Genomic DNA, 19,452 nt, shown 5'->3' on the forward strand with positions numbered 1-19,452 from the left:
CTCCCCTATTGCCATGCGTTTGCTGATCCTGTCCGACCTGCACCTGGAAGTCTGGGGTGACGACACGCCCGCCATCGACCTTGCCACCAGCCGCCCCGACGTGGTGATCCTGGCCGGCGACATCGCCACGGGCAACCATGCCATCGCCTGGGCCGCGCGTACCTTCGGCGCCCTGCCCGTGCTGTACGTGCACGGCAATCACGAGGGCTATGGCCACCAGCTCGAACACATGCAGGACGCCGTACGCGATGCCTGTAGCTGCGCCAATGCGCAGGATGCCAACATCGGCCTGCTCGACGGCGACGCCGTGGTCTTGAACGGCGTGCGCTTCCTCGGCGTCACTCTGTGGACGGATTTTTTACTCTTCGGCGCGGAGCGCCGGGAAGAAGCGCTAAACGCGGCGCAAGCCTACATGCCCGACTACAAGCGCATCAGCACGGGCGGCGACGCGCCGCGCCTGCTGTGCGCCACTGACACGGCCCTGCTGCACGCGCGGCACAAGACCTGGCTATCCGGGCAACTGGCGCAACCGTTCGCCGGCAAGACCGTCGTCATCACGCACATGGCGCCATCGATGCTGTCGGTGGAAGAACAATACGCGACGAACCTGGGTTCGCCAGCGTTCGCCTCGCAGCTGGACGAAATGGTGGCGCAGGCGGACCTGTGGGTGCATGGCCACATGCACGCCTCGCTCGACTACCAGATAGGCGGGTGCCGCGTCGTGTGCAACCCCTGCGGCTACAAGCGGCCAGACGGCACGCCGGAAAACGAACGTTTTGATACAGGCTTCATCGTCGAACTGGCCGACGCGGTTTAACGCTTTGCATAGCGCAGCTGCACCACGCCGCTGGGCAGCTGGCGCGTGTCGTCCAGGCGCCAGTCGCTGCGCGGCAGCGCGTCAGCCAGTCGCTGCGCGGCAGCGCGTCATCGAACAGGCGCACGCCCTTGCCCAGCACCACGGGCAGCACGGACAAGGTCAGGCTGTCGATGACGCCCTCGCGCAAGGCGGCGCGGATGATGGCGCCGCCATCGAGATACACGTGGCGGCAGCCCTCCCCTGCCAGCGCCTCCAGCACTTCCCGCACGCCGCCTTCGCGGCGCTGCTCGCCATGGCGTGGCGCGAAGTCGCGGTGACTCAATACCACCACGCGCTTGCCCGCATACGGCCAAGGATCGAACCCCAGCACGGCGTCATACGTGGTGCGGCCGATCAGCAGGGTATCGACCTGCTCCATCAAGGCCGTGTAGCCGGTGGCGTCGGGCGAGTCGGGGGCCAGCTCGGCCAGCCAGGACAGGTCGCCGTTCTCTCCCGCGATGCAGCCGTCGATGCTGATGCCGAGAAAAACGCTGACGAAAGTTTTTTGCATGGGTGCTCCTTGATTTAATTCTACAGTGTAGAATTATGCCCATGAAAACCCAAAAACTTCAAGACCTGGAATCTCCCGTGCGCCGCGCGGGGCGTCCGCGCCGCGCCGTGCCCGCGCTGGACAGCGCCAGCATCCTGCACGCCGCCCTGGCCCTGCTGGAAGAGCAAGGCGAAGCGTTTTCCATGCGCGCTCTGGCGCTAAGCCTGGGCGTCGACGCCATGGCCGTGTATCACTACTATGCGGGGAAAGAAGAATTGCTGCTGGCCTTGATGGCGCAGCGTTTTGCCGCGCTCGATCCGCGCCAGCCGCCGTTTACGCGGCGCCAGGCGCCACCGCGGCGAGTGCTCGCGCTGTGCGCGCTATACCTGGAACTGGTCAGCGCCACGCCGTATTTCGTGCGCCTGATGGCGCGCGGGCTGGTACAGCAAGCCGATGTCGCCGAGCGGTTTACGGCGCTGTTCGAGCTGGCCGTGGAGGGCCTTGAGCTGGACAAAAAAATCCGGCTGCGCGGGCGCGATGCGCTCGTCGATTTTTTACACGGCTATGCGCTGGCGGGCAGGCCGGCCAGCGCGACGCAATGGCACGCCTCGGTCGGCCTGATCCTGGCGGGCATGACCGCCGGGCACTAGCCGGGCACTAGCCGGGCATCAGGCCAGCAGCTTGAGCAGCGCCTGCGCGGCCGCTTCCGACGACGCGGGATTCTGGCCCGTGACCAGCAAGCCATCGGTGACCGCGTACGGCTGCCAGTCGCCCAGCTTCGAGTAAATGCCGCCGTTTTGCTTGAGCATGTCCTCGACCAGGAAAGGCACGATGGCCGTCAAACCGACGGCGTCTTCCTCGGTATTCGTAAAGCCCGTCACCTGCTTGCCGCGCACCAGCGGCGTGCCATCCTGCGCCTTCACGTGGCGCAGCACGCCCGGCGCGTGGCAGACGGCGGCGACGGGCTTGCCGGCGGCGATCATCTGCTCGATCAGCGCGATCGAGTGCGGGTCTTCGGCCAGGTCCCACAGCGGACCATGGCCGCCCGGGTAAAACACGGCGTCAAAGTCAGCCGCCTTCACGTCGGCCAGCTTGCCCGTGTTGGCCAGCACGGCTTGCGCAGCGGCGTCCTGCTTGAAGCGGCGCGTGGCGTCCGTTTGCGAATCGGGCTCGTCGCTTTTCGGGTCCAGCGGCGGCTGGCCGCCGTTGGGCGAAACCACCGTCAGCTTCGCGCCCGCTTCCTGCAAGGCATAGTAGGGCGCGGCGAATTCTTCCAGCCAGAAGCCGGTTTTCTTGCCCGTGTCGCCCAGTTGATCGTGCGAGGTCAGTACCATCAGGATGTTCATGTTGTTTCCTTTTATGTCAGGGTTACAGTGCTGCTTCGAGGATACGGCGGCTGCGCGCGAGGTCGATATCGCGGTGTTCGCCGAGCGAGGTCATGCCGTGTGCTTCCAATTGTTTCAGTACCGCTTCCACCGCTTCCTGGCCCAGCTGGTAAGCGGACAAACGGGTCGGGATACCCAGGCCTTCAAAGAAGGCGCGGGTGCGGGCGATGGCCATGTCGATGCGCTCGTCGTCGCTGCCGTGCGTGATATTCCAGACACGTTCGCCATACTGTAGCAATTTGCCGCGTTTCTGTTCGCGCTGCACGTCCAGCAGTGCGGGCAGCACCAGGGCCAGGGTGCGGGCATGGTCGATGTCGTACAGGGCCGTCAGTTCGTGGCCGATCATGTGGGTGGCCCAGTCCTGCGGCACGCCGGCGCCGATCAGGCCATTCAGGGCCAGGGTGGCGGTCCACATCAGGTTGGCGCGGGTAGCGTAATCGTCGGGCATGGCGATCGCCTGCGGGGCGATCTCGACCAGCGTTTGCAGCAAGCCTTCGGCAAAGCGGTCCTGCACCTTCGCCTGCGCCGGATAGGTCAGATACTGTTCCGTCGTGTGGACAAAGGCGTCGACCAGGCCATTGGCCACCTGCGTGGCCGGCAAGGTAAACGTTTTGCTGGGGTCGAGCACGGAAAACTGCGGGTACAGCAACGGACTGCGAAAACTCAGCTTGTCATGCGTGGCTTTTTTCGTCACCACGCCGCCGCTGTTCATTTCCGACCCCGTGGCAGGCAAGGTCAGCACCGTGCCGAACGGCAGGGCGCGCTGCACATTGGCGCCGCCGCGCTCGGCGATTTCCCACGGCTCGCCGTCGTACAGGGCGGCGGCGGCGACGAACTTGGTGCCGTCGATAACGGAGCCGCCACCGACGGCCAGCAGGAAGTCCAGTTTCTCGCCGCGCACCTGGGCCACGGCGCGCATCAGGGTCTCATAGCTGGGATTGGGTTCGATGCCGCCAAACTCCCGCACCGTGCGCTGGCCCAGCGCAGTTCGCACTTCGGCCAGGGTGCCCGTCTTTTCCGCACTGGCGCCGCCGTACAAGATCAGCACGCGCGCATCGTGCGGCACGAGGGTGGACAATTTGTCTACCGTGTCGGTACCGAAGACGATACGGGTCGGGTTGTGGAATTCAAAATTCTTCATGCTGCTCCTTTATTATTAGACTGGTCGTCTAGAATGCGGTTCAAAAAAACGCGGATGTCTGTCATCCGCGTATCTGGCGCCCTTATTGATCCGGCGACAGCTGCAGCATGGCCAGGGTCGCCCGCCAGGCCGTTTGCAAGGCGCTGGCGTCGCGCCGCAGCTTGGTCAGCATGGCCGCGCCCAGCCACAGCTGGTACAAGGTGGCGGCCATTTGCACCGGATCGGCCACCGATGGCAGCGAATCGTCCACCCTGCCCCGCGCGATGGCCAGGGCCAGCCTGGCGATGATGCGGTGGGTGCCGTCGAGCAGCGCCACGCGCATCGGTTCGGACATGTCCGCCACTTCGCTGCTGAGCTTGACCACCAGGCAGCGGCAGTCGCAGCCGCTGCCATCGAGACTCTCGCTGGTCCAGCTGGCCCAATACGCCATCAGCGACCGCGCCGCGCTCTGGCCCGGCTGGTCCAGCACGTCTTCCATCCCGGCCAGGTAGCCGGTGACGTAATCTTCCAGCATCGCCTCGCCAAACAATTCCTTGGACTTGAAGTAATGGTAGAACGATCCCTTGGGCACATCGGCGGCCGACAAAATCTCGTTCAGCCCCACGCCGGCAAAGCCCTTGCGCGTGATGATGGCCTTGCCCTGGTCGATAATGTGCTGGCGCACGTCGGTGTATTCAGCTTTCATGCGATGATTGTAGCACAATTAGACCAGTCGTCTAGCGTGAGTAAACCCGAGAAGCAAATTCCGGGGTCGGACCCTGAGGGTCCGACCCCGGCAGTGCCGCATTTGGGTTTGCTTACTGGAACCTATACAAACTTCTTGAAATCGGGCTTCCGCTTTTCAAAGAAGGCCGTAAACGCTTCCTTCGCTTCGGCGCCGCCCAGCATGGCGCTGAACAGTTTGTTTTCGTCCGCGATGGCCGCCTTCATCGGCTCCATGCGGCTTTGCTTCATCAGGCGCTTGGTGGCGCGGATCGAGGCCGCTGGCAGGGCCACCAGCTTGGCGGCCTGCCCTTGCGCGAACGTCATCAGGTCGTACAGGGGCACGACTTTCGACACCAGGCCCATTTCCAGCGCCTCGCTGGCCGGGAAGGACTCGCCCAGCATCAGCTTTTCCGCCGCGCGCGGGTAGCCGGCCAGTTGCGTGAGCAGCAGGCTGGAACCGAATTCGGGGCACAGGCCCAGCTGCGTAAACGGCATCGAGAAACTGGCATTGTCGGCCGCGTAGACGAGGTCACAGTGCATCAACAAGGTCGTGCCGATGCCGATGGCGGGGCCGGAGACGGCCGCCACCACGGGCTTGCTGCTGCCGTACAGCGCGCGCATGAACTGGAACACGGGACGGTCATGGTCGAGCGAGCCATCCTTCGGGCGCGCCGTCTTCATGAAGTCATCGAGGTCGTTGCCGGCCGTGAAAATCTCGCGCTTGCCGCAGATCAGGATGGCGCGCACGGCGTCGTCCGTCTCGGCCGCCACCAGCGCATCGGCCAGGGTCTGGTACATGGCGCCCGTGATCGCATTCTTGCGTTCCAGGCGGTTGAATTCCAGGGTCAGGATGCCCTCGCTCGTGCTGCACAAAATATCCATGTCGTCTCCAAAAAGATAAAGGGCGCCGAGGTATCCCCAGCGCCCAAGTTTTGACTAATCTTATCTGACCACTTACGTCACGACGCCTGGCAGAAGCGTAGCGAGCGGCAGCGAGTTGTGGCCGAGACGCGCAGCTGTGCGAAGGCACAGTGAGCATCGCAGGCCGCGAATCGCAACGCGCAGTAGCTTATGCCAGGTGACATCAGACGCGCTCGAAGATTCCTGCCGCGCCCATGCCGGCGCCCACGCACATCGTGACCATGCCGTACTTCTGCTTGGTGCGCTGCAGCGCGTGGATCACGGTAGCGGCGCGGATGGCACCGGTGGCGCCCAGCGGGTGGCCCAGGGCGATCGCGCCGCCCATCGGGTTGACCTTCGATGGGTCCAGGCCCAGGTCGCCGATGACGGCCAAGGCTTGCGCGGCAAATGCTTCGTTCAGCTCGATCCAGTCCAGCTGGTCTTGCGTGATGCCGGCGGCGGCGCACGCCGCGGGAATCGCGAATTTCGGACCGATGCCCATGATTTCCGGCGGCACGCCGCGCACGGCGAACGAGGAGAATTTCGCCAGCGGGGTCAGGTTATGCTCGCGCAAAATCTTCTCGCTGACGATCAGCAGCGCACCGGCGCCGTCGGACATCTGCGAGCTGTTGGCGGCCGTGACGGTGCCCTTGGCGGCAAACACGGGTTTCAGTTTGCCCAGCGACTCCATCGTCGAATCGGCGCGCGCGCCTTCGTCGGTGTCGACGGTGCGGCGGCTCACATCAACCTGGCCGGTGGCCAGGTTCGGCGTGCGCGTGATGATTTCGACGGGCGTCGTTTCGGCCTTGAAGAAACCGGCTTGCTGCGCGGCGATGGCGCGGCGGTGCGATTCAACGGAGAACGCGTCCTGCTGTTCGCGCGACACTTTCCATTGCTGCGCCACTTTCTCGGCCGTCAGGCCCATGCCGTAGGCCATGCCGATGTTTTCGTCGCTGAACATGTCCAGGTTCATCGATGGGTGATGGCCCATCATCGGCACCATCGACATCGATTCGATGCCGCCGGCGATCATCACGTCGGCTTCGCCCACGCGGATGCGGTCGGCGGCCATGGCGATGGCCGTGATGCCCGAGGCGCAGTAGCGGTTGACGGTGACGCCGCCGACGGTTTTCGGCAAGCCGGCCAGCAGCACCGAGTTACGCGCAATATTAAAACCTTGTTCCGCTTCCGGGAACGAGCAGCCGATGATGGCGTCGGTGATCAGCGCCGGGTCGAGGCCAGGCGCTTGCGCCAGGGCCGATTGCAGCACGCGCACCAGCAGGTCGTCCGGGCGGGTGTTTCTGAACATGCCGCGCGGCGCCTTGCCGATCGGGGTGCGGGTTGCAGAGACGATGTAGGCGTCTTGAAGTTGTTTGCTCATTTTATTCTTTCAAAGATGTTGAACGAGGTTCGTGTTCTGTCGAATGTCCGGGATGCTGGTCTATCGCTTCTGCGACAAATACCAGTCCACCGTCACCTGTGCCGCCAGCGTGCCTTCGGAGTCGAAAATGTCGACTGCCACGGGAAACGCCACCTTGCCGTCCTGCGCCAGCTGCGCCTTCAAGGCCGCCAGGTCGCCCGGCACCCGGCCTTCGGCGCGCGTCGCGCCCCGGGCCAGCTTCTGGTAGGCGATGCGCGACTCCTTGGCCACCGGGCGCAAGCCCAGTATCAGCTCGGCGAAACCGCCAGCCATGGCCGCGCCGGACGCCGTTTCGGCCAGGGTAAACAAGGCGCCCGCATGCTGCGTGCCCAGGTGATTATTCAGTTTTGGATCTTCCGGCATCGACACCCTGGAGGTGCCGGCGCCGATCTCGTCGATGCTGATCCCCAGCAGCCGCACGAAGGGCAAGGTGTCCATCATCTGTTGTTTGATACGGTCATACACCATGCTTGGCCTCACGCGCAGCAGTACTTTAAAAACAAGGGACAGGATCGTCATCGACGTTGTGCTTAGTTGCGTACCGGCTTACCGGTTTGCATCATGCCCATGATCCGTTCCTGGGTTTTCGGATGGTTCAACAGCTCCAGGAATGCCTTGCGTTCCATATCCAGCAGCCACTGTTCGCTGACGAAACTGCCCTGGTCCACGTCGCCGCCCGATACGATCTCGGCGATCATTTCGCCCAGCTTGAAATCGTGCGCCGAAATGAAGCCGCCGTCGCGCATGTTGACCAGCTGCGCCTTGATGGTGCCCCAGCCGTAACGGCCCGTGACCTGGATCAGCGAAGGAAGCGCCGGACGGAAGCCCGCGTCGAACATGGCGCGCGCTTCGACCTTGGCCACGTGCAGCAGCTCGTAGGCGTTGAACACGATCACGTCGTCTTCTTTCAGGTAGCCCATTTTCTTCGCTTCCAGCGCCGATTTCGACACGTTGGCGGTGGCCGCATTGGTGAAGCCCGTTTTCAGGAATTGCAGGATATCGTTACCCTTGGCTTCCTTGTAGGCGCGCTGCGCCGCTTCCTTCAAGCCGCCGCCGGCTGGAATCAGGCCCACGCCCACTTCCACCAGGCCGATGTAGGACTCGATCGAGGCCACGCGCTTCGAGGAGTGCAAGGCCAGCTCGCAACCGCCGCCCAGTGCCAGGCCCGCGACCGCGGCGATCACCGGCACGTTCGCGTATTTCAGCGACATGAAGGTGTTTTGCAGTTCGGCGATAATCGGATCGACGGCTTTCACGCCGCCTTGCATGAAGGCAGGCAGGGCCGATTGCAGGTCGGCGCCGGCCGAGAAGGCACCGCCTTCGGCTGCGTCGGCGTGCCAGATGACCAGCCCTTTGAAGTTCTTCTCGGCTTCAGCCAATGCCAGTTTCAGGCCATTGATCACGCCTTCGCCGATCACGTGCATCTTGGTCTTGAACGAGATGATCAGGACGTCGTCGCCCGTATGCCAGACGCGCACGGATTCGTCTTCGAAGACGGTGGTGCCGGCGGTCTTGCCGTCGATGGCACCGCTGCCCAGTACTGGCGCGCGGAACTGCTGGCGGTCGTACACGGCCAGGCTCGAACGGGGCACGAAGCTGTTCGACACGGCGGAATACGAACCTTCCGGCGTGTGCACGCCGCCTTTTTCAGCGACCGGACCTTCGAAGACCCAGGCAGGCAACGGTGCGTTGCACAGCGCGTGGCCGGCGTCGATGTCTTCCTTGACCCAGTTGGCCACTTGCAGCCAGTTCGATGCCTGCCACGTTTCAAACGGACCGACGTTCCAGCCGAAGCCCCAGCGCATGGCGAAGTCGATGTCGCGCGCATTGTCGGCCACGGTGTCCAGATGAATGGCGATGTAGTGGAAAGCGTCGCGGAAGATCGCCCACAGGAACTGGCCTTGTGGATTGGTCGATTCGCGCAGCGCCTTCATCTTCTTGACCGGATCCTTTTCTTTCAGGATGCGGGCGATGATGTCGGCGGCCTTGGCGCCGCCAGCGACGTATTCACCGGTGGCGAAATCGAGGCGTTGAATCTCCTTGCCGACCTTCTTGTAGAAGCCCGCGCCGCTCTTCTGGCCCAGCGCGCCTTTTTCCACCAGTTGCGCCAGCACGGCCGGCGTCTTGTAGACGGCGGCGAACGGATCGTTCGGCAGGTAGTCCTGCATGGTCTTGATCACATGGCCCATGGTATCCAGGCCGACCACGTCCGCCGTGCGGAAGGTGCCCGACTTGGCGCGGCCCAGCTTGGAGCCGGTCAGGTCATCGACGACGTCCACGGACAGGCCGAATTTTTCCGCTTCGTGCACGATGGCCAGGATGCCGAACACGCCAACGCGGTTGGCGATGAAGTTCGGCGTGTCCTTGGCGCGCACGACGCCCTTGCCCAGGGTGGTGGTCAAAAAGCCTTCCAGCTGGTCGGCGATCTCGGGCTTGGTGAACTCGGTCGGGATGATCTCGACCAGGTGCATATAGCGCGGCGGGTTGAAGAAGTGCACGCCGCAGTAGCGCGATTTCAGGTCGGCGTCGAAGCCTTCGGCCAGCTTGGTGATCGACAGGCCCGAGGTGTTCGAGGCGAAGATCGCGTTCGGGCCGATATGCGGCGCGACCTTCTGGTACAGGTCGTGTTTCCAGTCCATGCGCTCGGCGATGGCTTCGATGATCAGGTCGCAACCGGCCAGCAGGTCCAGGTTGTCTTCGTAATTGGCCACCTGGATCAGCGCGGCGTCATCCTTGTTGCCCAGCGGGGCAGGCGACAGTTTTTTCAGGTTCTCGATGGCGCGCAGCACGATGCCATTCTTTGGTCCTTCCTTCGCTGGCAGGTCGAACAGCACGACCGGCACTTTCGCGTTGATGCAATGGGCGGCGATCTGCGCGCCCATCACGCCGGCGCCGAGGACGGCTACTTTTTTAACGATGAAATTGGTCATATTTTCCTCAAGTCTTAGAACAGGTCTGCGTCGAGTGCCATCAGGTTGGCCGAACCGGAACGCGCCTGACGGATCAGGGTTGCCGTTTCAGGCTGCAAGCGGGCGAAGTAGAAACGTGCGGTAGCCAGTTTGGCGGTATAGAACTTGTCGCCGCTGGACTCTTTTTCGAGGGCGATCTTGGCCATCTGCGCGAACAAATAGCTGTAGATCATGTGGCCGACGACACGCAGGTAAGGCACGCATGCCGCGCCCACTTCGTCAGGATTCTGGAAGGCTTTCATGCCGATTTCCATGGTCAGCTTGGTGACTTTGTCGCCCAGGTCGCCCAGTGGAGTGACGAATTCGCTCATCGCTTCATCGGTGCCATTGTCTTCGACGAAGGCCTTGATCTTTTCGCCGAACTTGCGCAGCTTGGCGCCGTTGTCGCCGAGGATCTTGCGGCCCAGCAGATCCAGCGACTGGATCGTGTTCGTGCCTTCGTAGATCATGTTGATGCGCGCGTCACGCACATACTGCTCCATGCCCCACTCCGAGATGTAGCCGTGGCCGCCGAACACTTGCATCGCTTCCGAAGTGGCGATCCAGGCGTTGTCGGTAATGAAGGCCTTGATGACAGGGGTCAGCAGCGCCACTTCGTCGGCGGCTTCCTTGCGCACGTCGGCATCCGGGTGGTGCAGTTCGCGGTCGATCTGCAGCGCCACGTAGGAAGTGAAAGCGCGCGCGCCTTCGGCGTAGGCTTTGCCCGTCAACAGCATGCGGCGCACGTCAGGGTGCACGATGATGCGGTCGGCCGGCAGTTCCGGGTTCTTGATACCGGACAGCGAACGCATTTGCGTGCGGTCCTTGGCGTAGATCAGCGCGTTCTGGTAAGCGATTTCCGTCAGGCCCAGCGACTGCATGCCCACGCCCAGGCGGGCCGCGTTCATGAAGACGAACATGGCGTTGAGGCCCTTGTTCGGCTGGCCGATGATCCAGCCTTTCGCGCCGTCCAGGTTCATCTGGCAGGTCGAGTTGCCGTGGATGCCCATTTTTTCTTCGATGGCGCCGCAGGTGATCGGGTTGCGCTCACCGACCGTGCCGTCCGCGTTCGGCAGGAATTTCGGCACCAGGAACAGCGAGATGCCTTTCGAGCCTTCCGGCGCGTCCGGCACGCGGGCCAGCACCAGGTGCAGGATGTTTTCCGCCATGTCATGCTCGCCGGCCGAGATGAAGATCTTGTTGCCGGTGATGGTCCAGGAACCGTCCGCCTCAGGCAGCGCCTTCGAGCGCAGCAGGCCCAGGTCGGTGCCGCAGTGCGGTTCGGTCAGGCACATGGTGCCCGTCCATTCGCCCGACACCAGTTTCGGCAGATATACTTCCTTCTGGTGGTCGGTGCCGTGTTCCTTCAGGCACTCGTAGGCGCCGTGCGACAAGCCCGGGTACATGGACCAGGCCTGGTTCGACGAGTTCAGCATTTCATAGAACGAATTGTTCAGCACGACAGGCAAACCCTGGCCGCCGTATTGCGGATCGCAAGCCAAGGCCGCCCAGCCGCCTTCGACGTACTGTTTATACGCTTCTTTAAAGCCTTTAGGCGTGGTCACGCTTTTCGTGACGGGATCGTGGTGGCAGCCTTCGCGGTCGCCGGAGTGATTCAGCGGGAACAACACTTCGGAAGTGAACTTGCCACCCTCTTCCAGTACCTGGTTGATGATATCGGCGTCGACGTCGGCGTACGACGGCATTTGCTTCAGTTCTTCTTCCACTTGCAGGAACTCATGCAGAACGAATTGCATATCCCGGATTGGCGCGACGTATTGACCCATAATTTTCTCCTGAAGGCGTTTAACTAAAGTGTTGTACTTGTGAACTGCGTGTGCGTTGCTGCGGATACTGCCTGACGGCTTATTTGCTTGTGACGGAATTCTGGTACGACGCCAGCAAGCGGACAAATCCTGCCTGCGCCCGTTCGATGCTGCCCGGCACGCGCAGGAAGCGCGCATCGTGGTGCAGGGCCAGGATCAGGCCATACATCTCGTACACCAGCTGCTGGGCGTCCGTGTCCGCTTTCAGGTCGCCCGTGGCGATCGATTGCTCGACACAGCGCAGCAGCGCACCCTGCCAGGCCCGTACCATGGCCACCAGGGCGTCGCGGATGGGGCCAGGACGGTCGTCATACTCGACGGCGCCGCTGATATAGATGCAGCCGGAAGCGATTTCCACGCTGACCCGCTTGACCCAGCGCGCAAACATCGATTGCAGGCGCTGGATGCCGCGTGGCTCTTTCATGCTGGGGAAAAAAACTTCTTGCTCGAAACGATAGTGGTAGAGCTTCAGCACTTCCATCTGCAAGTCTTCGCGCGAGCCGAAGTGGGCAAACACGCCCGACTTGCTCATGTTCATTTTGTCCGCAAGCAGCCCGATGGTCAGGCCTTCCAGGCCGTCGCGGCTGGACAGGTCCAGCGCCACGTCGAGGATGGCTGCACGGGTCAGTTCGCCCTTGCGCATGAATTTGACTGAAGTATTCAAGATGTCCGTTCTAAAAGTGATGTTGCCGATTTGACGGACTGAAGCGAGGGTAAAAAAAGGCACGCTCCGAAAAAATCCGAACGCTCGTACTATTATCCACTACCACGTAAAAGTCAAACGGGAACTTTAGAGCCGGCGTTCTATTGGTGCAGCGCAGCATTTTTTGGCCGCATGTTTGTATCGATTTCAGGCGGGCAAAAGCGGTGCACGCCCTTGCCTGACAGCAACAAGCGTGCCTCAGGAAAGGTCGCCTGCCTTGCTCAGTTGACGGCGGTCGCGCTTGGTCGGCCGCCCCTTGATGGTGGTGCCCGGCTCGCGGAACAGCTTGCGCTCCTCCGCCAGCTGCTCGCGGCGGGCGATGCTGGCCGGTGTTTCTCCGTACAGCAGACGCGCCACGGGCGCCGCGCCGCGCTTGTCGGACAGGCCCAGCACGGCCACTTCCCACGTTTCCGCGCCATTGTCGATGGCCAGCTCGTCGCCCACGCGCAGGCTGCGCGCCGGTTTCACGCGCTCGCCGCCCACTTTGACCTTGCCCGTATCGACGGCCTCGCTGGCCAGCGAGCGCGTCTTGAAGAAGCGCGCCGCCCACAGCCATTTATCCAGCCTTACCGTTGTCATCTCGTTCATGCGTACTTGCCTACTGAAAAAATGCGCATCACCAGCCGGTACACGAGGAAGGCGGCTTCGTAGCCGATGCGCCGGACACGGCCGATGTGCTTGAAATCGTCCTGGTGAATCACGATGCCGTCGGCCACGCCCTGCTCGATGTGCTGGCGCAGGCTTTGGGCGAACGCCACGTCCTTGATGACCACGTTCGCTTCCTGGTTCAGGAACAGGCTCAGCGCGTCAATATTGCTCGAACCCACCGTCGCCCAGTCATCGTCGACCACGGCCACCTTGGCGTGCAGCTGCGTCTTGCGGTATTCGACGATTTTCACGCCGGCGGCCAGCAGTTTCGGATAAAACGAGTGCGCCACGGCATCTTGCATGCGGAACTCGCCCACGCCGATCAGCAGGACCACGTCGACGCCCCGCTGGGCCGCCTGGGCCAGGGCGTGGCGCAGCTTGTGTCCGGGCGCGAAATACGGGTTGGCCAGCATCACGCTTTTCCTCGCCTGGCCCAGCGCCTGCAGGTAGGCGCGCTGGATGGTGCGGCGGTTGCGCAGGTTGTCGCGCACGACGAAGCCGGCCACGACGGGGTTCTTCGCCAGCTCCTTGCTGACCACGCGCATCTTGCGATACAGCTTGATACGCCGCACCAGGTTCATCTTGCCCAGTCGCGCCCACTGTGCATGCGCCTCTTCATGGATGGCGTCCACCAGCGGGCCCTTCACCTGCACGGCGAAGTCCCAGCGCGGCGCTTCCAGGCTGATGCTGTGGTCGTAATCGCAAAACATATCGTCGTTGATATTGATGCCGCCCACCAGGGCAATTTCTCCATCAGCGACGCAAATCTTGCGGTGCGTGCGCGTGATGCCGCGCCGGAACCACGGGTTGAAGATACGGTGATGCACGCCGGCCGCTTCCAGCTGCGCATGCATGGCTTTCACGCGGCGGTTGCCCGTGCCGAACCAGTCCGTGATCATGCACACCAGCACGCCGCGCGCGGCGGCACGCTTGAGCGCGTCGAGCACCAGGGTGCCCGTCGCGTCATCGGCAAAGATATACGTCTCGAAATACACTTCCGAGCGCGCGCCATCGATGGCGGCTATCAAAGCGGGAAAATAATCGGTGCCGCAACACAGCAGCTGGATGTCGTTGTGGGCGATGAAATTGACTGTGCGCATGCCGGCAGTCTACGCGAGTTTCAAGGCAGCAACTATCGGCGCATGGTCCGACAATTTTGCCCACAGAGTGCCATGCATCACTTGCGCGCCTTCCACGTGGAAACCGCGCACATAGATGCGGTCCAGGCGGAACCAAGGCAAGGCGGCGGGAAAGGTGCGCGCCGGTACGGGCACCGGTGTTTTCGTCTGGCGCCGCGCCAGGGTGCGCACGAGGTCGCCCAGGGCCGAGTTCGACGCACGCTGGTCGAATACCTCGACCACGCCGAGCGCATTGCGCAGCTTGTCGCTGAGCGTGTTGCGCCAATCGTTGAAGTCGCCCGCGATGATGACGGGCTCGCCATTCGGCGCCGATTCCAGGACGGCATCGATCAGCGCCTGCGTCTGGCGGCCCCGTCCCGATTCAAACAGGCCCAGGTGCACCACATAGCAATGCACGTCGGCCTGCGGCGTCTTGAGCACGCAATGCAGGATGCCGCGCTGCTCGTAGGCATGGTCGGACACGTCGTGGTTGGTTTGCGAGGCGATGGGAAACTTGCTCAGCAAGGCGTTGCCGTGGTGGCCATGGTCATACACGGCATTCATGCCATACGCGGAATGGTGCTCGGCGCCGGCAAAGAATTCATGCTGCGATGCTTCCGGCCAATGCTTGTGGCCGTTGTTCTCGGCGCCATAGCGGGCCGCATTGCGGTCATGCTTGCCTTGTACCTCCTGCAGGAAGACGACATCGGCATGGAACAGGGCAATCGCCTGCTTCAAGGCGTGCACGCGGGGTAAGCCCCGCACGGAGGAGACGCCCTTGTGGATATTATAAGTTGCTACGCGGATTTTCATGCCTTGATTCTACTCCCAGACAGCCCCCGCGCGGCGCCAGCGTAGGTGCGCGTGCGCACCTAAACGCACACAATCACGCCAGCATGCGTCCCACGCCCGCCGTCACGCTGACGAGCAGCGCGGTAATGCCGGCCGCCCAGACGATCTTGACCAGCAACGGTGCGCCGCGCCAGGCCACCGTGCGCTTGCCCTTGGCAAACGCGCCCGGATGCAGCAGCCAGCCGATCGCCATCAGCGGCATGCCGATGGGCGGCGTGCGGCCAGGCACGGTGGAGCTGAACAGCAGGAAGATAAAACACAGGCAGAACACAATGCCCAGGGTGCCCAGCAATTTTTGCTGCGCAGTCAAATGTAACCAGTTCAACATGGAATGCTTTCTAGGGAAATCAGGTGGGGCGCGCCAGGCCCGTCATGGCCGGCAATTGCAAAATGGCTTCCGCGTTGGACGACGAGAAACAGCGGTCGGCCGCCGCCAGATACGGCAGCCACGCGTATTGCAAGTGTTCGCGGGGACTCAGCGTAATCAGCGTGTCGCGCGGCACTTGCACGCTGAACACGTGTTCCGTGTTGCGCGTCACGCCGGGCGCATAGCGGTGGCGCCAGATCGGATAGATCTCGTACACATTCGACAAGTTCCAGTCGCGCAGCACGATGTCGTGCCCATCGACGACGATGCCGGTCTCCTCGCACAATTCGCGCGCTGCCGTCTGCAGCAGCGGTTCGTCGACGGCGTCGACGGAACCGGTCACCGATTGCCAGAAACCGGGCTGGCCCGCGCGCTCGATCAGCAAGACGTCCAGATCAGCCGTATGAATGACGACCAGCACGGAAACGGGAATTTTATGAGTCATATCAACAATGAAAAAGGCGCCTCGACAGCGCCTCTTTTTGCATAGCATTATCAGACAGCGGCCGCCGCAGCGGCCGCATGCTGCATTACGCTACTTTTGGCTCGGCGCCGCGCAAACGGATGTGCAGCTCGCGCAATTGCTTCTCGTCCACTTCCGACGGCGCTTGTGTCAGCAGACACTGGGCGCGCTGGGTTTTCGGGAAGGCGATCACGTCGCGGATCGAATCGGAACCCGTCATCATGGTCACGATACGGTCCAGGCCGAATGCCAGGCCGCCATGCGGTGGCGCGCCGTATTGCAGGGCGTCGAGCAGGAAGCCGAACTTCAGCTGCGCTTCTTCGGCATCGATTTTCAATGCGCGGAAGACCTTGCTTTGCACTTCTTCGCGGTGGATACGGATCGAACCGCCACCCAGTTCCCAGCCGTTCAAGACCATGTCGTAGGCCTTGGCGATGCAGGCGCCCGGATTGGTTTCCAGCATGTCTTCATGGCCGTCTTTCGGTGCCGTGAACGGATGGTGGGTCGCCGTCCAGCGGTCCGCTTCTTCGTCGTGCTCGAACATCGGGAAGTCGACCACCCACAATGGCTTCCACACGTCTTCGAACAGGCCGGCTTTCTTGCCGAACTCGCTGTGACCGATTTTCACGCGCAGCGCGCCGATGGCGTCGTTGACGACCTTGGCCTTGTCCGCGCCGAAGAAGATCAGGTCGCCGTCTTGCGCGCCCGTCTGCTCAAGGATCGTGGCCAGCACGTCGGCAGGCAGGAACTTGACGATCGGCGACTGCAAGCCTTCAGGACCCTTGGCTTTCTCGTTGACCTTGATGTAAGCGAGGCCCTTGGCGCCGTAGATGGCGACAAATTGCGTGTAGGCGTCGATTTCCGAACGGGGCATGCTGCCGCCTTGCGGCACGCGCAGGGCCACCACGCGGCCACCCTTCATGTTGGCGGCGCCGTTGAAGACCTTGAATTCGACCGTCTTCATGATTTCGGTCAAGTCCGTGAAGGCCAGCTTGACGCGCATGTCCGGCTTGTCGGAACCATACAGGCCCATCGCTTCGGCGAAATCCATCACCGGGAACGGGTTCGGCAAGTCAATGTTCAGGGTGTTCTTGAACACGACGCGGATCATGTCTTCGAACAGGTCGCGGATTTCCTGTTCCGTCAGGAACGAGGTTTCGCAATCGATCTGCGTGAATTCTGGCTGGCGGTCAGCGCGCAAGTCTTCGTCGCGGAAGCACTTGGTGATCTGGTAGTAACGGTCGAAGTTAGCGACCATCAACAGTTGCTTGAACAACTGTGGCGATTGCGGCAAGGCGAAGAAGCTGCCCGCGTTCACGCGCGACGGCACCAGGTAGTCGCGCGCGCCTTCTGGCGTGGACTTGGTCAGCATCGGCGTTTCGATGTCGATGAAGCCCAGCGCGTCGAGGTACTTGCGCACTTCCATCGTCACCTTGTAGCGCAGGCGCAGGTTATTCTGCATTTGCGGGCGGCGCAGGTCCAGCACACGGTGCGTCAGACGCGTCGTTTCCGACAGGTTGTCGTCATCGAGCTGGAACGGCACGGGCACGGACGGGTTCAGCACTTCCAGTTCCGAGCAGACCACTTCGATCTTGCCCGATTTCAGGTTGTTGTTGATGGTGCCTTCGATACGGTTCGTCACGACGCCCGTCACGCGCAGGCAGAATTCATTGCGCACGGCTTCGGCGACCTTGAACATCTCCGCTTGTTCCGGGTTGCAGACGATTTGCACCAGGCCTTCACGGTCGCGCAAGTCGATGAAAATCAGGCTGCCGTGGTCGCGGCGGCGATGTACCCAGCCGCACAGGCTGACGGTTTGTCCCAGCATGGCTTCGGTGACGAGGCCGCAGTATTCAGTACGCATAGACATAAAATTCTCAGTTCAGGTTAGTGAGTGTTCAATCCGGCCACGTCCCGCGTGGGACGCCTGCCTTTATTCTTTGGCTGCCGGGGCCGGTACAGCAACAACTTCCGCAGGCGCTACCACGCCCATCGAGACGATATATTTGAGCGCCGCATCGACGCTCATGTCGAGTTCGACGACATCGCTGCGTTTCATCATCAGGAAAAAGCCTGACGTCGGATTCGGCGTCGTCGGCACGTACACGCTGACATAGTCGCCCACCAGGTGGTTCGCCGCATCGCCGCCCGGCACGCCGGTCAGGAAAGCGATGGTCCAGGAATTCTGATGCGGATACGGCACCAGCACGGCCTTGCGGAAGGCATTGCCCGACGGGGAAAACAAGGTATCGGACACTTGCTTGACGCTGGAGTACAGGGAGTTGACGATGGGTATGCGTTGCAGCAATTTTTCCCACAGTTTCACCACGTAATTGCCGACCAGGTTATTCGTCAACAAGCCCGTGAAGAACACGATCAGTACCGTCAATACCGTGCCCAGGCCGGGAATGCTGTTCAGCGCGGGAACCTGGTGGCCGAACCATATGCTGGGCTTCGTACTGCCGGGCACCAGCAACAGCGACTGGTCCATCGTGCTGATCACCAGATTCAGCACCCAGGCCGTAATGGCCAGGGGTACCAAAATCAGTAATCCGGTAATAAAGTATTTACGCATCGGTTTCTCGGTAATGGAACGTATCGGCGCGGCGCGCTTTTCAGTCCGCTTTCGGCGCAGCGGCAGCCGGGGCGGACGCAGCTGCCGCAGCAGGCGCGCTCTCGGCGGCCGGGGCGGGCTTGGCGCCATCGGCCGGGCCCGTCGGAATGGCCGTGGTGGGCGCCGTGCCGCCGCGGAAATCGGTCGCGTACCAGCCAGTGCCCTTCAATTGGAAACCGGCGGCCGTCAATTGTTTCTTGAAACTGGGCTTGCCGCACGACAGGCACACCGTCAGTACTGGATCGGAGATCTTTTGCAAGACGTCCTTGGCAAAACCACACTCGTCACAACGGTAAGCATAAATCGGCATCTCTACTCCGAGAAAATCATCAAAAACCCTGAATTATAAAGCTTTTCCGCCATTCTCAGCGGAAAATGCCCGGCCGCGACCGTTGCCGCCTCAGTCCGCCCGGCGGCGCCAGCTCATCCAGCGCTCCTTGCCGGCGAAGACGGCGATGGAATCATCGACGGCTTCATCGGCCAGGCAGTCGAAATGCGGCGCCAGCAATTCCTGCAGTGTCTCACGCGATATGCCAAATGGCGGCCCCTTGGCATTGTCGTCAAAGAAAAAGTAGCCGGCCAGCATGGCGCCCGGCGCCAGCAGCTGCGCCCAGCGGGCCGCCACTTGCGGCCACATGGCGCGCGGCATGGCGCACAAAAACGCCCGTTCATAGATCAGGTCCAGCGGCGCTGCGGGTTGCCAGGCAAAGAAATCGGCTTCCACCACCTGCCCTGCCCGCGCACCGACGACGGCGCGCGCGGCGGCCACGGCGGCCGGCGAAAAATCGATGGCAGTGGCATCCCAGCCGTGATCGAGCATGAAAACCAGTTCATACGCGCAGCCGCAGCCGGGAATCAGGCAGCGCAGCGGCGCCGGGCAGCCGGCCACGAAGCTGCGCAGGCGCGCCGGCACGCCGCCGTGGTCCCAGGGCGTGAATTGCTTCTCGAAACGCTCGTCCCAGAAAGCGGGCGAGAGCGGATCGCGGGTATGGAAGTCAGCCATCACTTACGTCCTC

General features: G+C 62.4%; 21 protein-coding genes. 2 read left to right on the forward strand and 19 right to left on the reverse strand.

The genetic code is table 11. The annotated features are described in order from the left end of the window. Positions 1-13: 13 nt before the first annotated feature. A complete protein-coding gene (locus KY494_RS15280; protein ID WP_219887411.1) occupies positions 14-817 on the forward strand; it encodes a metallophosphoesterase family protein in 804 nt (267 codons plus the stop codon). Here the strand turns inward: KY494_RS15280 and KY494_RS15285 are convergent. After that, a complete protein-coding gene (locus KY494_RS15285; protein ID WP_258194261.1) occupies positions 789-1,367 on the reverse strand; it encodes a dihydrofolate reductase family protein in 579 nt (192 codons plus the stop codon). The genes KY494_RS15280 and KY494_RS15285 overlap by 29 nt on opposite strands. 41 nt (positions 1,368-1,408) lie before the next feature. Between KY494_RS15285 and KY494_RS15290 the strand changes: the two genes are divergently transcribed. Beyond that, positions 1,409-1,996, forward strand: a complete 588-nt coding sequence (locus KY494_RS15290) for a TetR/AcrR family transcriptional regulator (protein ID WP_219887412.1) — start codon at positions 1,409-1,411, stop codon at positions 1,994-1,996. Positions 1,997-2,014: 18 nt separating this feature from the next. Here KY494_RS15290 and KY494_RS15295 read toward each other — a convergent pair whose 3' ends face one another. The 18 genes from KY494_RS15295 to KY494_RS15380 form a co-directional block, all read right to left on the reverse strand. Next, a complete protein-coding gene (locus KY494_RS15295) occupies positions 2,015-2,692 on the reverse strand; it encodes a type 1 glutamine amidotransferase domain-containing protein (protein ID WP_219887413.1) in 678 nt (225 codons plus the stop codon). A 22-nt stretch (positions 2,693-2,714) separates the two neighbouring features. Continuing rightward, positions 2,715-3,872, reverse strand: a complete 1,158-nt coding sequence (locus KY494_RS15300; RefSeq protein ID WP_219887414.1) for an iron-containing alcohol dehydrogenase — start codon at positions 3,870-3,872, stop codon at positions 2,715-2,717. A gap of 82 nt (positions 3,873-3,954) precedes the next feature. After that, positions 3,955-4,557, reverse strand: coding sequence for a TetR/AcrR family transcriptional regulator (locus KY494_RS15305; protein ID WP_219887415.1), 603 nt, complete (start codon positions 4,555-4,557; stop codon positions 3,955-3,957). A gap of 122 nt (positions 4,558-4,679) precedes the next feature. Continuing rightward, positions 4,680-5,459, reverse strand: a complete 780-nt coding sequence (locus tag KY494_RS15310; RefSeq protein WP_219887416.1) for an enoyl-CoA hydratase — start codon at positions 5,457-5,459, stop codon at positions 4,680-4,682. A gap of 202 nt (positions 5,460-5,661) precedes the next feature. Next, complete coding sequence (locus KY494_RS15315) at positions 5,662-6,858, reverse strand: acetyl-CoA C-acyltransferase (protein ID WP_071079694.1); 1,197 nt, start codon at positions 6,856-6,858, stop codon at positions 5,662-5,664. A gap of 60 nt (positions 6,859-6,918) precedes the next feature. After that, positions 6,919-7,416: a PaaI family thioesterase gene (locus KY494_RS15320; protein WP_257572283.1), complete on the reverse strand. Its 498-nt coding sequence runs from the start codon at positions 7,414-7,416 to the stop codon at positions 6,919-6,921. 11 nt (positions 7,417-7,427) lie between these two features. Continuing rightward, on the reverse strand, positions 7,428-9,827 hold the full coding sequence (locus tag KY494_RS15325; protein WP_219887417.1) for a 3-hydroxyacyl-CoA dehydrogenase/enoyl-CoA hydratase family protein: 2,400 nt from the start codon (positions 9,825-9,827) through the stop codon (positions 7,428-7,430). A 14-nt stretch (positions 9,828-9,841) separates the two neighbouring features. After that, positions 9,842-11,632 carry an acyl-CoA dehydrogenase C-terminal domain-containing protein gene (locus KY494_RS15330; RefSeq protein ID WP_099760869.1) on the reverse strand — a complete coding sequence of 597 codons (1,791 nt, stop codon included), beginning with the start codon at positions 11,630-11,632 and terminating at the stop codon, positions 9,842-9,844. Between the two features lie 79 nt (positions 11,633-11,711). Then, on the reverse strand, positions 11,712-12,314 hold the full coding sequence (locus KY494_RS15335; RefSeq protein WP_219891607.1) for a TetR/AcrR family transcriptional regulator: 603 nt from the start codon (positions 12,312-12,314) through the stop codon (positions 11,712-11,714). 258 nt (positions 12,315-12,572) lie between these two features. Then, the gene (locus KY494_RS15340) at positions 12,573-12,962 is read right to left on the reverse strand and encodes an RNA-binding S4 domain-containing protein (RefSeq protein WP_077398991.1); all 390 of its coding nucleotides are present in this window, start codon (positions 12,960-12,962) and stop codon (positions 12,573-12,575) included. Then, a complete protein-coding gene (clsB, locus tag KY494_RS15345) occupies positions 12,959-14,122 on the reverse strand; it encodes a cardiolipin synthase ClsB (RefSeq protein ID WP_219887418.1) in 1,164 nt (387 codons plus the stop codon). Before clsB ends, KY494_RS15340 begins: the two co-directional genes overlap by 4 nt. 9 nt (positions 14,123-14,131) lie before the next feature. Continuing rightward, a complete protein-coding gene (locus tag KY494_RS15350) occupies positions 14,132-14,953 on the reverse strand; it encodes an endonuclease/exonuclease/phosphatase family protein (protein ID WP_141171535.1) in 822 nt (273 codons plus the stop codon). A gap of 73 nt (positions 14,954-15,026) precedes the next feature. After that, positions 15,027-15,320: a hypothetical protein gene (locus tag KY494_RS15355; RefSeq protein WP_072457749.1), complete on the reverse strand. Its 294-nt coding sequence runs from the start codon at positions 15,318-15,320 to the stop codon at positions 15,027-15,029. A 19-nt stretch (positions 15,321-15,339) separates the two neighbouring features. Then, the gene (gene nudB, locus KY494_RS15360) at positions 15,340-15,804 is read right to left on the reverse strand and encodes a dihydroneopterin triphosphate diphosphatase (RefSeq protein ID WP_219887419.1); all 465 of its coding nucleotides are present in this window, start codon (positions 15,802-15,804) and stop codon (positions 15,340-15,342) included. Positions 15,805-15,889: 85 nt separating this feature from the next. After that, positions 15,890-17,692 (reverse strand): aspartate--tRNA ligase, encoded by a 1,803-nt coding sequence (gene aspS / locus KY494_RS15365; protein WP_168208495.1) that lies wholly within the window; start codon positions 17,690-17,692, stop codon positions 15,890-15,892. A 63-nt stretch (positions 17,693-17,755) separates the two neighbouring features. After that, positions 17,756-18,397: a DUF502 domain-containing protein gene (locus tag KY494_RS15370; RefSeq protein WP_219136159.1), complete on the reverse strand. Its 642-nt coding sequence runs from the start codon at positions 18,395-18,397 to the stop codon at positions 17,756-17,758. Positions 18,398-18,437: 40 nt separating this feature from the next. Continuing rightward, positions 18,438-18,746 (reverse strand): FmdB family zinc ribbon protein, encoded by a 309-nt coding sequence (locus KY494_RS15375; protein ID WP_219136158.1) that lies wholly within the window; start codon positions 18,744-18,746, stop codon positions 18,438-18,440. Positions 18,747-18,836: 90 nt separating this feature from the next. After that, positions 18,837-19,439, reverse strand: coding sequence for a methyltransferase (locus KY494_RS15380; RefSeq protein WP_219887420.1), 603 nt, complete (start codon positions 19,437-19,439; stop codon positions 18,837-18,839). Positions 19,440-19,452 lie beyond the last annotated feature (13 nt).

It is taken from the genome of Janthinobacterium sp. PAMC25594, assembly GCF_019443505.1.
GTDB lineage: Bacteria > Pseudomonadota > Gammaproteobacteria > Burkholderiales > Burkholderiaceae_D > Janthinobacterium.

Coding starts and splice junctions, on each gene's coding strand:
- KY494_RS15280 (WP_219887411.1), top strand. CDS start 14: ATGCGTTTGCTGATCCTGTCCGACCTGCACCTGGAAGTCTGGGGTGAC.
- KY494_RS15285 (WP_258194261.1), bottom strand. CDS start 1,367: ATGCAAAAAACTTTCGTCAGCGTTTTTCTCGGCATCAGCATCGACGGC.
- KY494_RS15290 (WP_219887412.1), top strand. CDS start 1,409: ATGAAAACCCAAAAACTTCAAGACCTGGAATCTCCCGTGCGCCGCGCG.
- KY494_RS15295 (WP_219887413.1), bottom strand. CDS start 2,692: ATGAACATCCTGATGGTACTGACCTCGCACGATCAACTGGGCGACACG.
- KY494_RS15300 (WP_219887414.1), bottom strand. CDS start 3,872: ATGAAGAATTTTGAATTCCACAACCCGACCCGTATCGTCTTCGGTACC.
- KY494_RS15305 (WP_219887415.1), bottom strand. CDS start 4,557: ATGAAAGCTGAATACACCGACGTGCGCCAGCACATTATCGACCAGGGC.
- KY494_RS15310 (WP_219887416.1), bottom strand. CDS start 5,459: ATGGATATTTTGTGCAGCACGAGCGAGGGCATCCTGACCCTGGAATTC.
- KY494_RS15315 (WP_071079694.1), bottom strand. CDS start 6,858: ATGAGCAAACAACTTCAAGACGCCTACATCGTCTCTGCAACCCGCACC.
- KY494_RS15320 (WP_257572283.1), bottom strand. CDS start 7,416: ATGACGATCCTGTCCCTTGTTTTTAAAGTACTGCTGCGCGTGAGGCCA.
- KY494_RS15325 (WP_219887417.1), bottom strand. CDS start 9,827: ATGACCAATTTCATCGTTAAAAAAGTAGCCGTCCTCGGCGCCGGCGTG.
- KY494_RS15330 (WP_099760869.1), bottom strand. CDS start 11,632: ATGGGTCAATACGTCGCGCCAATCCGGGATATGCAATTCGTTCTGCAT.
- KY494_RS15335 (WP_219891607.1), bottom strand. CDS start 12,314: ATGCGCAAGGGCGAACTGACCCGTGCAGCCATCCTCGACGTGGCGCTG.
- KY494_RS15340 (WP_077398991.1), bottom strand. CDS start 12,962: ATGAACGAGATGACAACGGTAAGGCTGGATAAATGGCTGTGGGCGGCG.
- clsB (WP_219887418.1), bottom strand. CDS start 14,122: ATGCGCACAGTCAATTTCATCGCCCACAACGACATCCAGCTGCTGTGT.
- KY494_RS15350 (WP_141171535.1), bottom strand. CDS start 14,953: ATGAAAATCCGCGTAGCAACTTATAATATCCACAAGGGCGTCTCCTCC.
- KY494_RS15355 (WP_072457749.1), bottom strand. CDS start 15,320: ATGTTGAACTGGTTACATTTGACTGCGCAGCAAAAATTGCTGGGCACC.
- nudB (WP_219887419.1), bottom strand. CDS start 15,804: ATGACTCATAAAATTCCCGTTTCCGTGCTGGTCGTCATTCATACGGCT.
- aspS (WP_168208495.1), bottom strand. CDS start 17,692: ATGTCTATGCGTACTGAATACTGCGGCCTCGTCACCGAAGCCATGCTG.
- KY494_RS15370 (WP_219136159.1), bottom strand. CDS start 18,397: ATGCGTAAATACTTTATTACCGGATTACTGATTTTGGTACCCCTGGCC.
- KY494_RS15375 (WP_219136158.1), bottom strand. CDS start 18,746: ATGCCGATTTATGCTTACCGTTGTGACGAGTGTGGTTTTGCCAAGGAC.
- KY494_RS15380 (WP_219887420.1), bottom strand. CDS start 19,439: ATGGCTGACTTCCATACCCGCGATCCGCTCTCGCCCGCTTTCTGGGAC.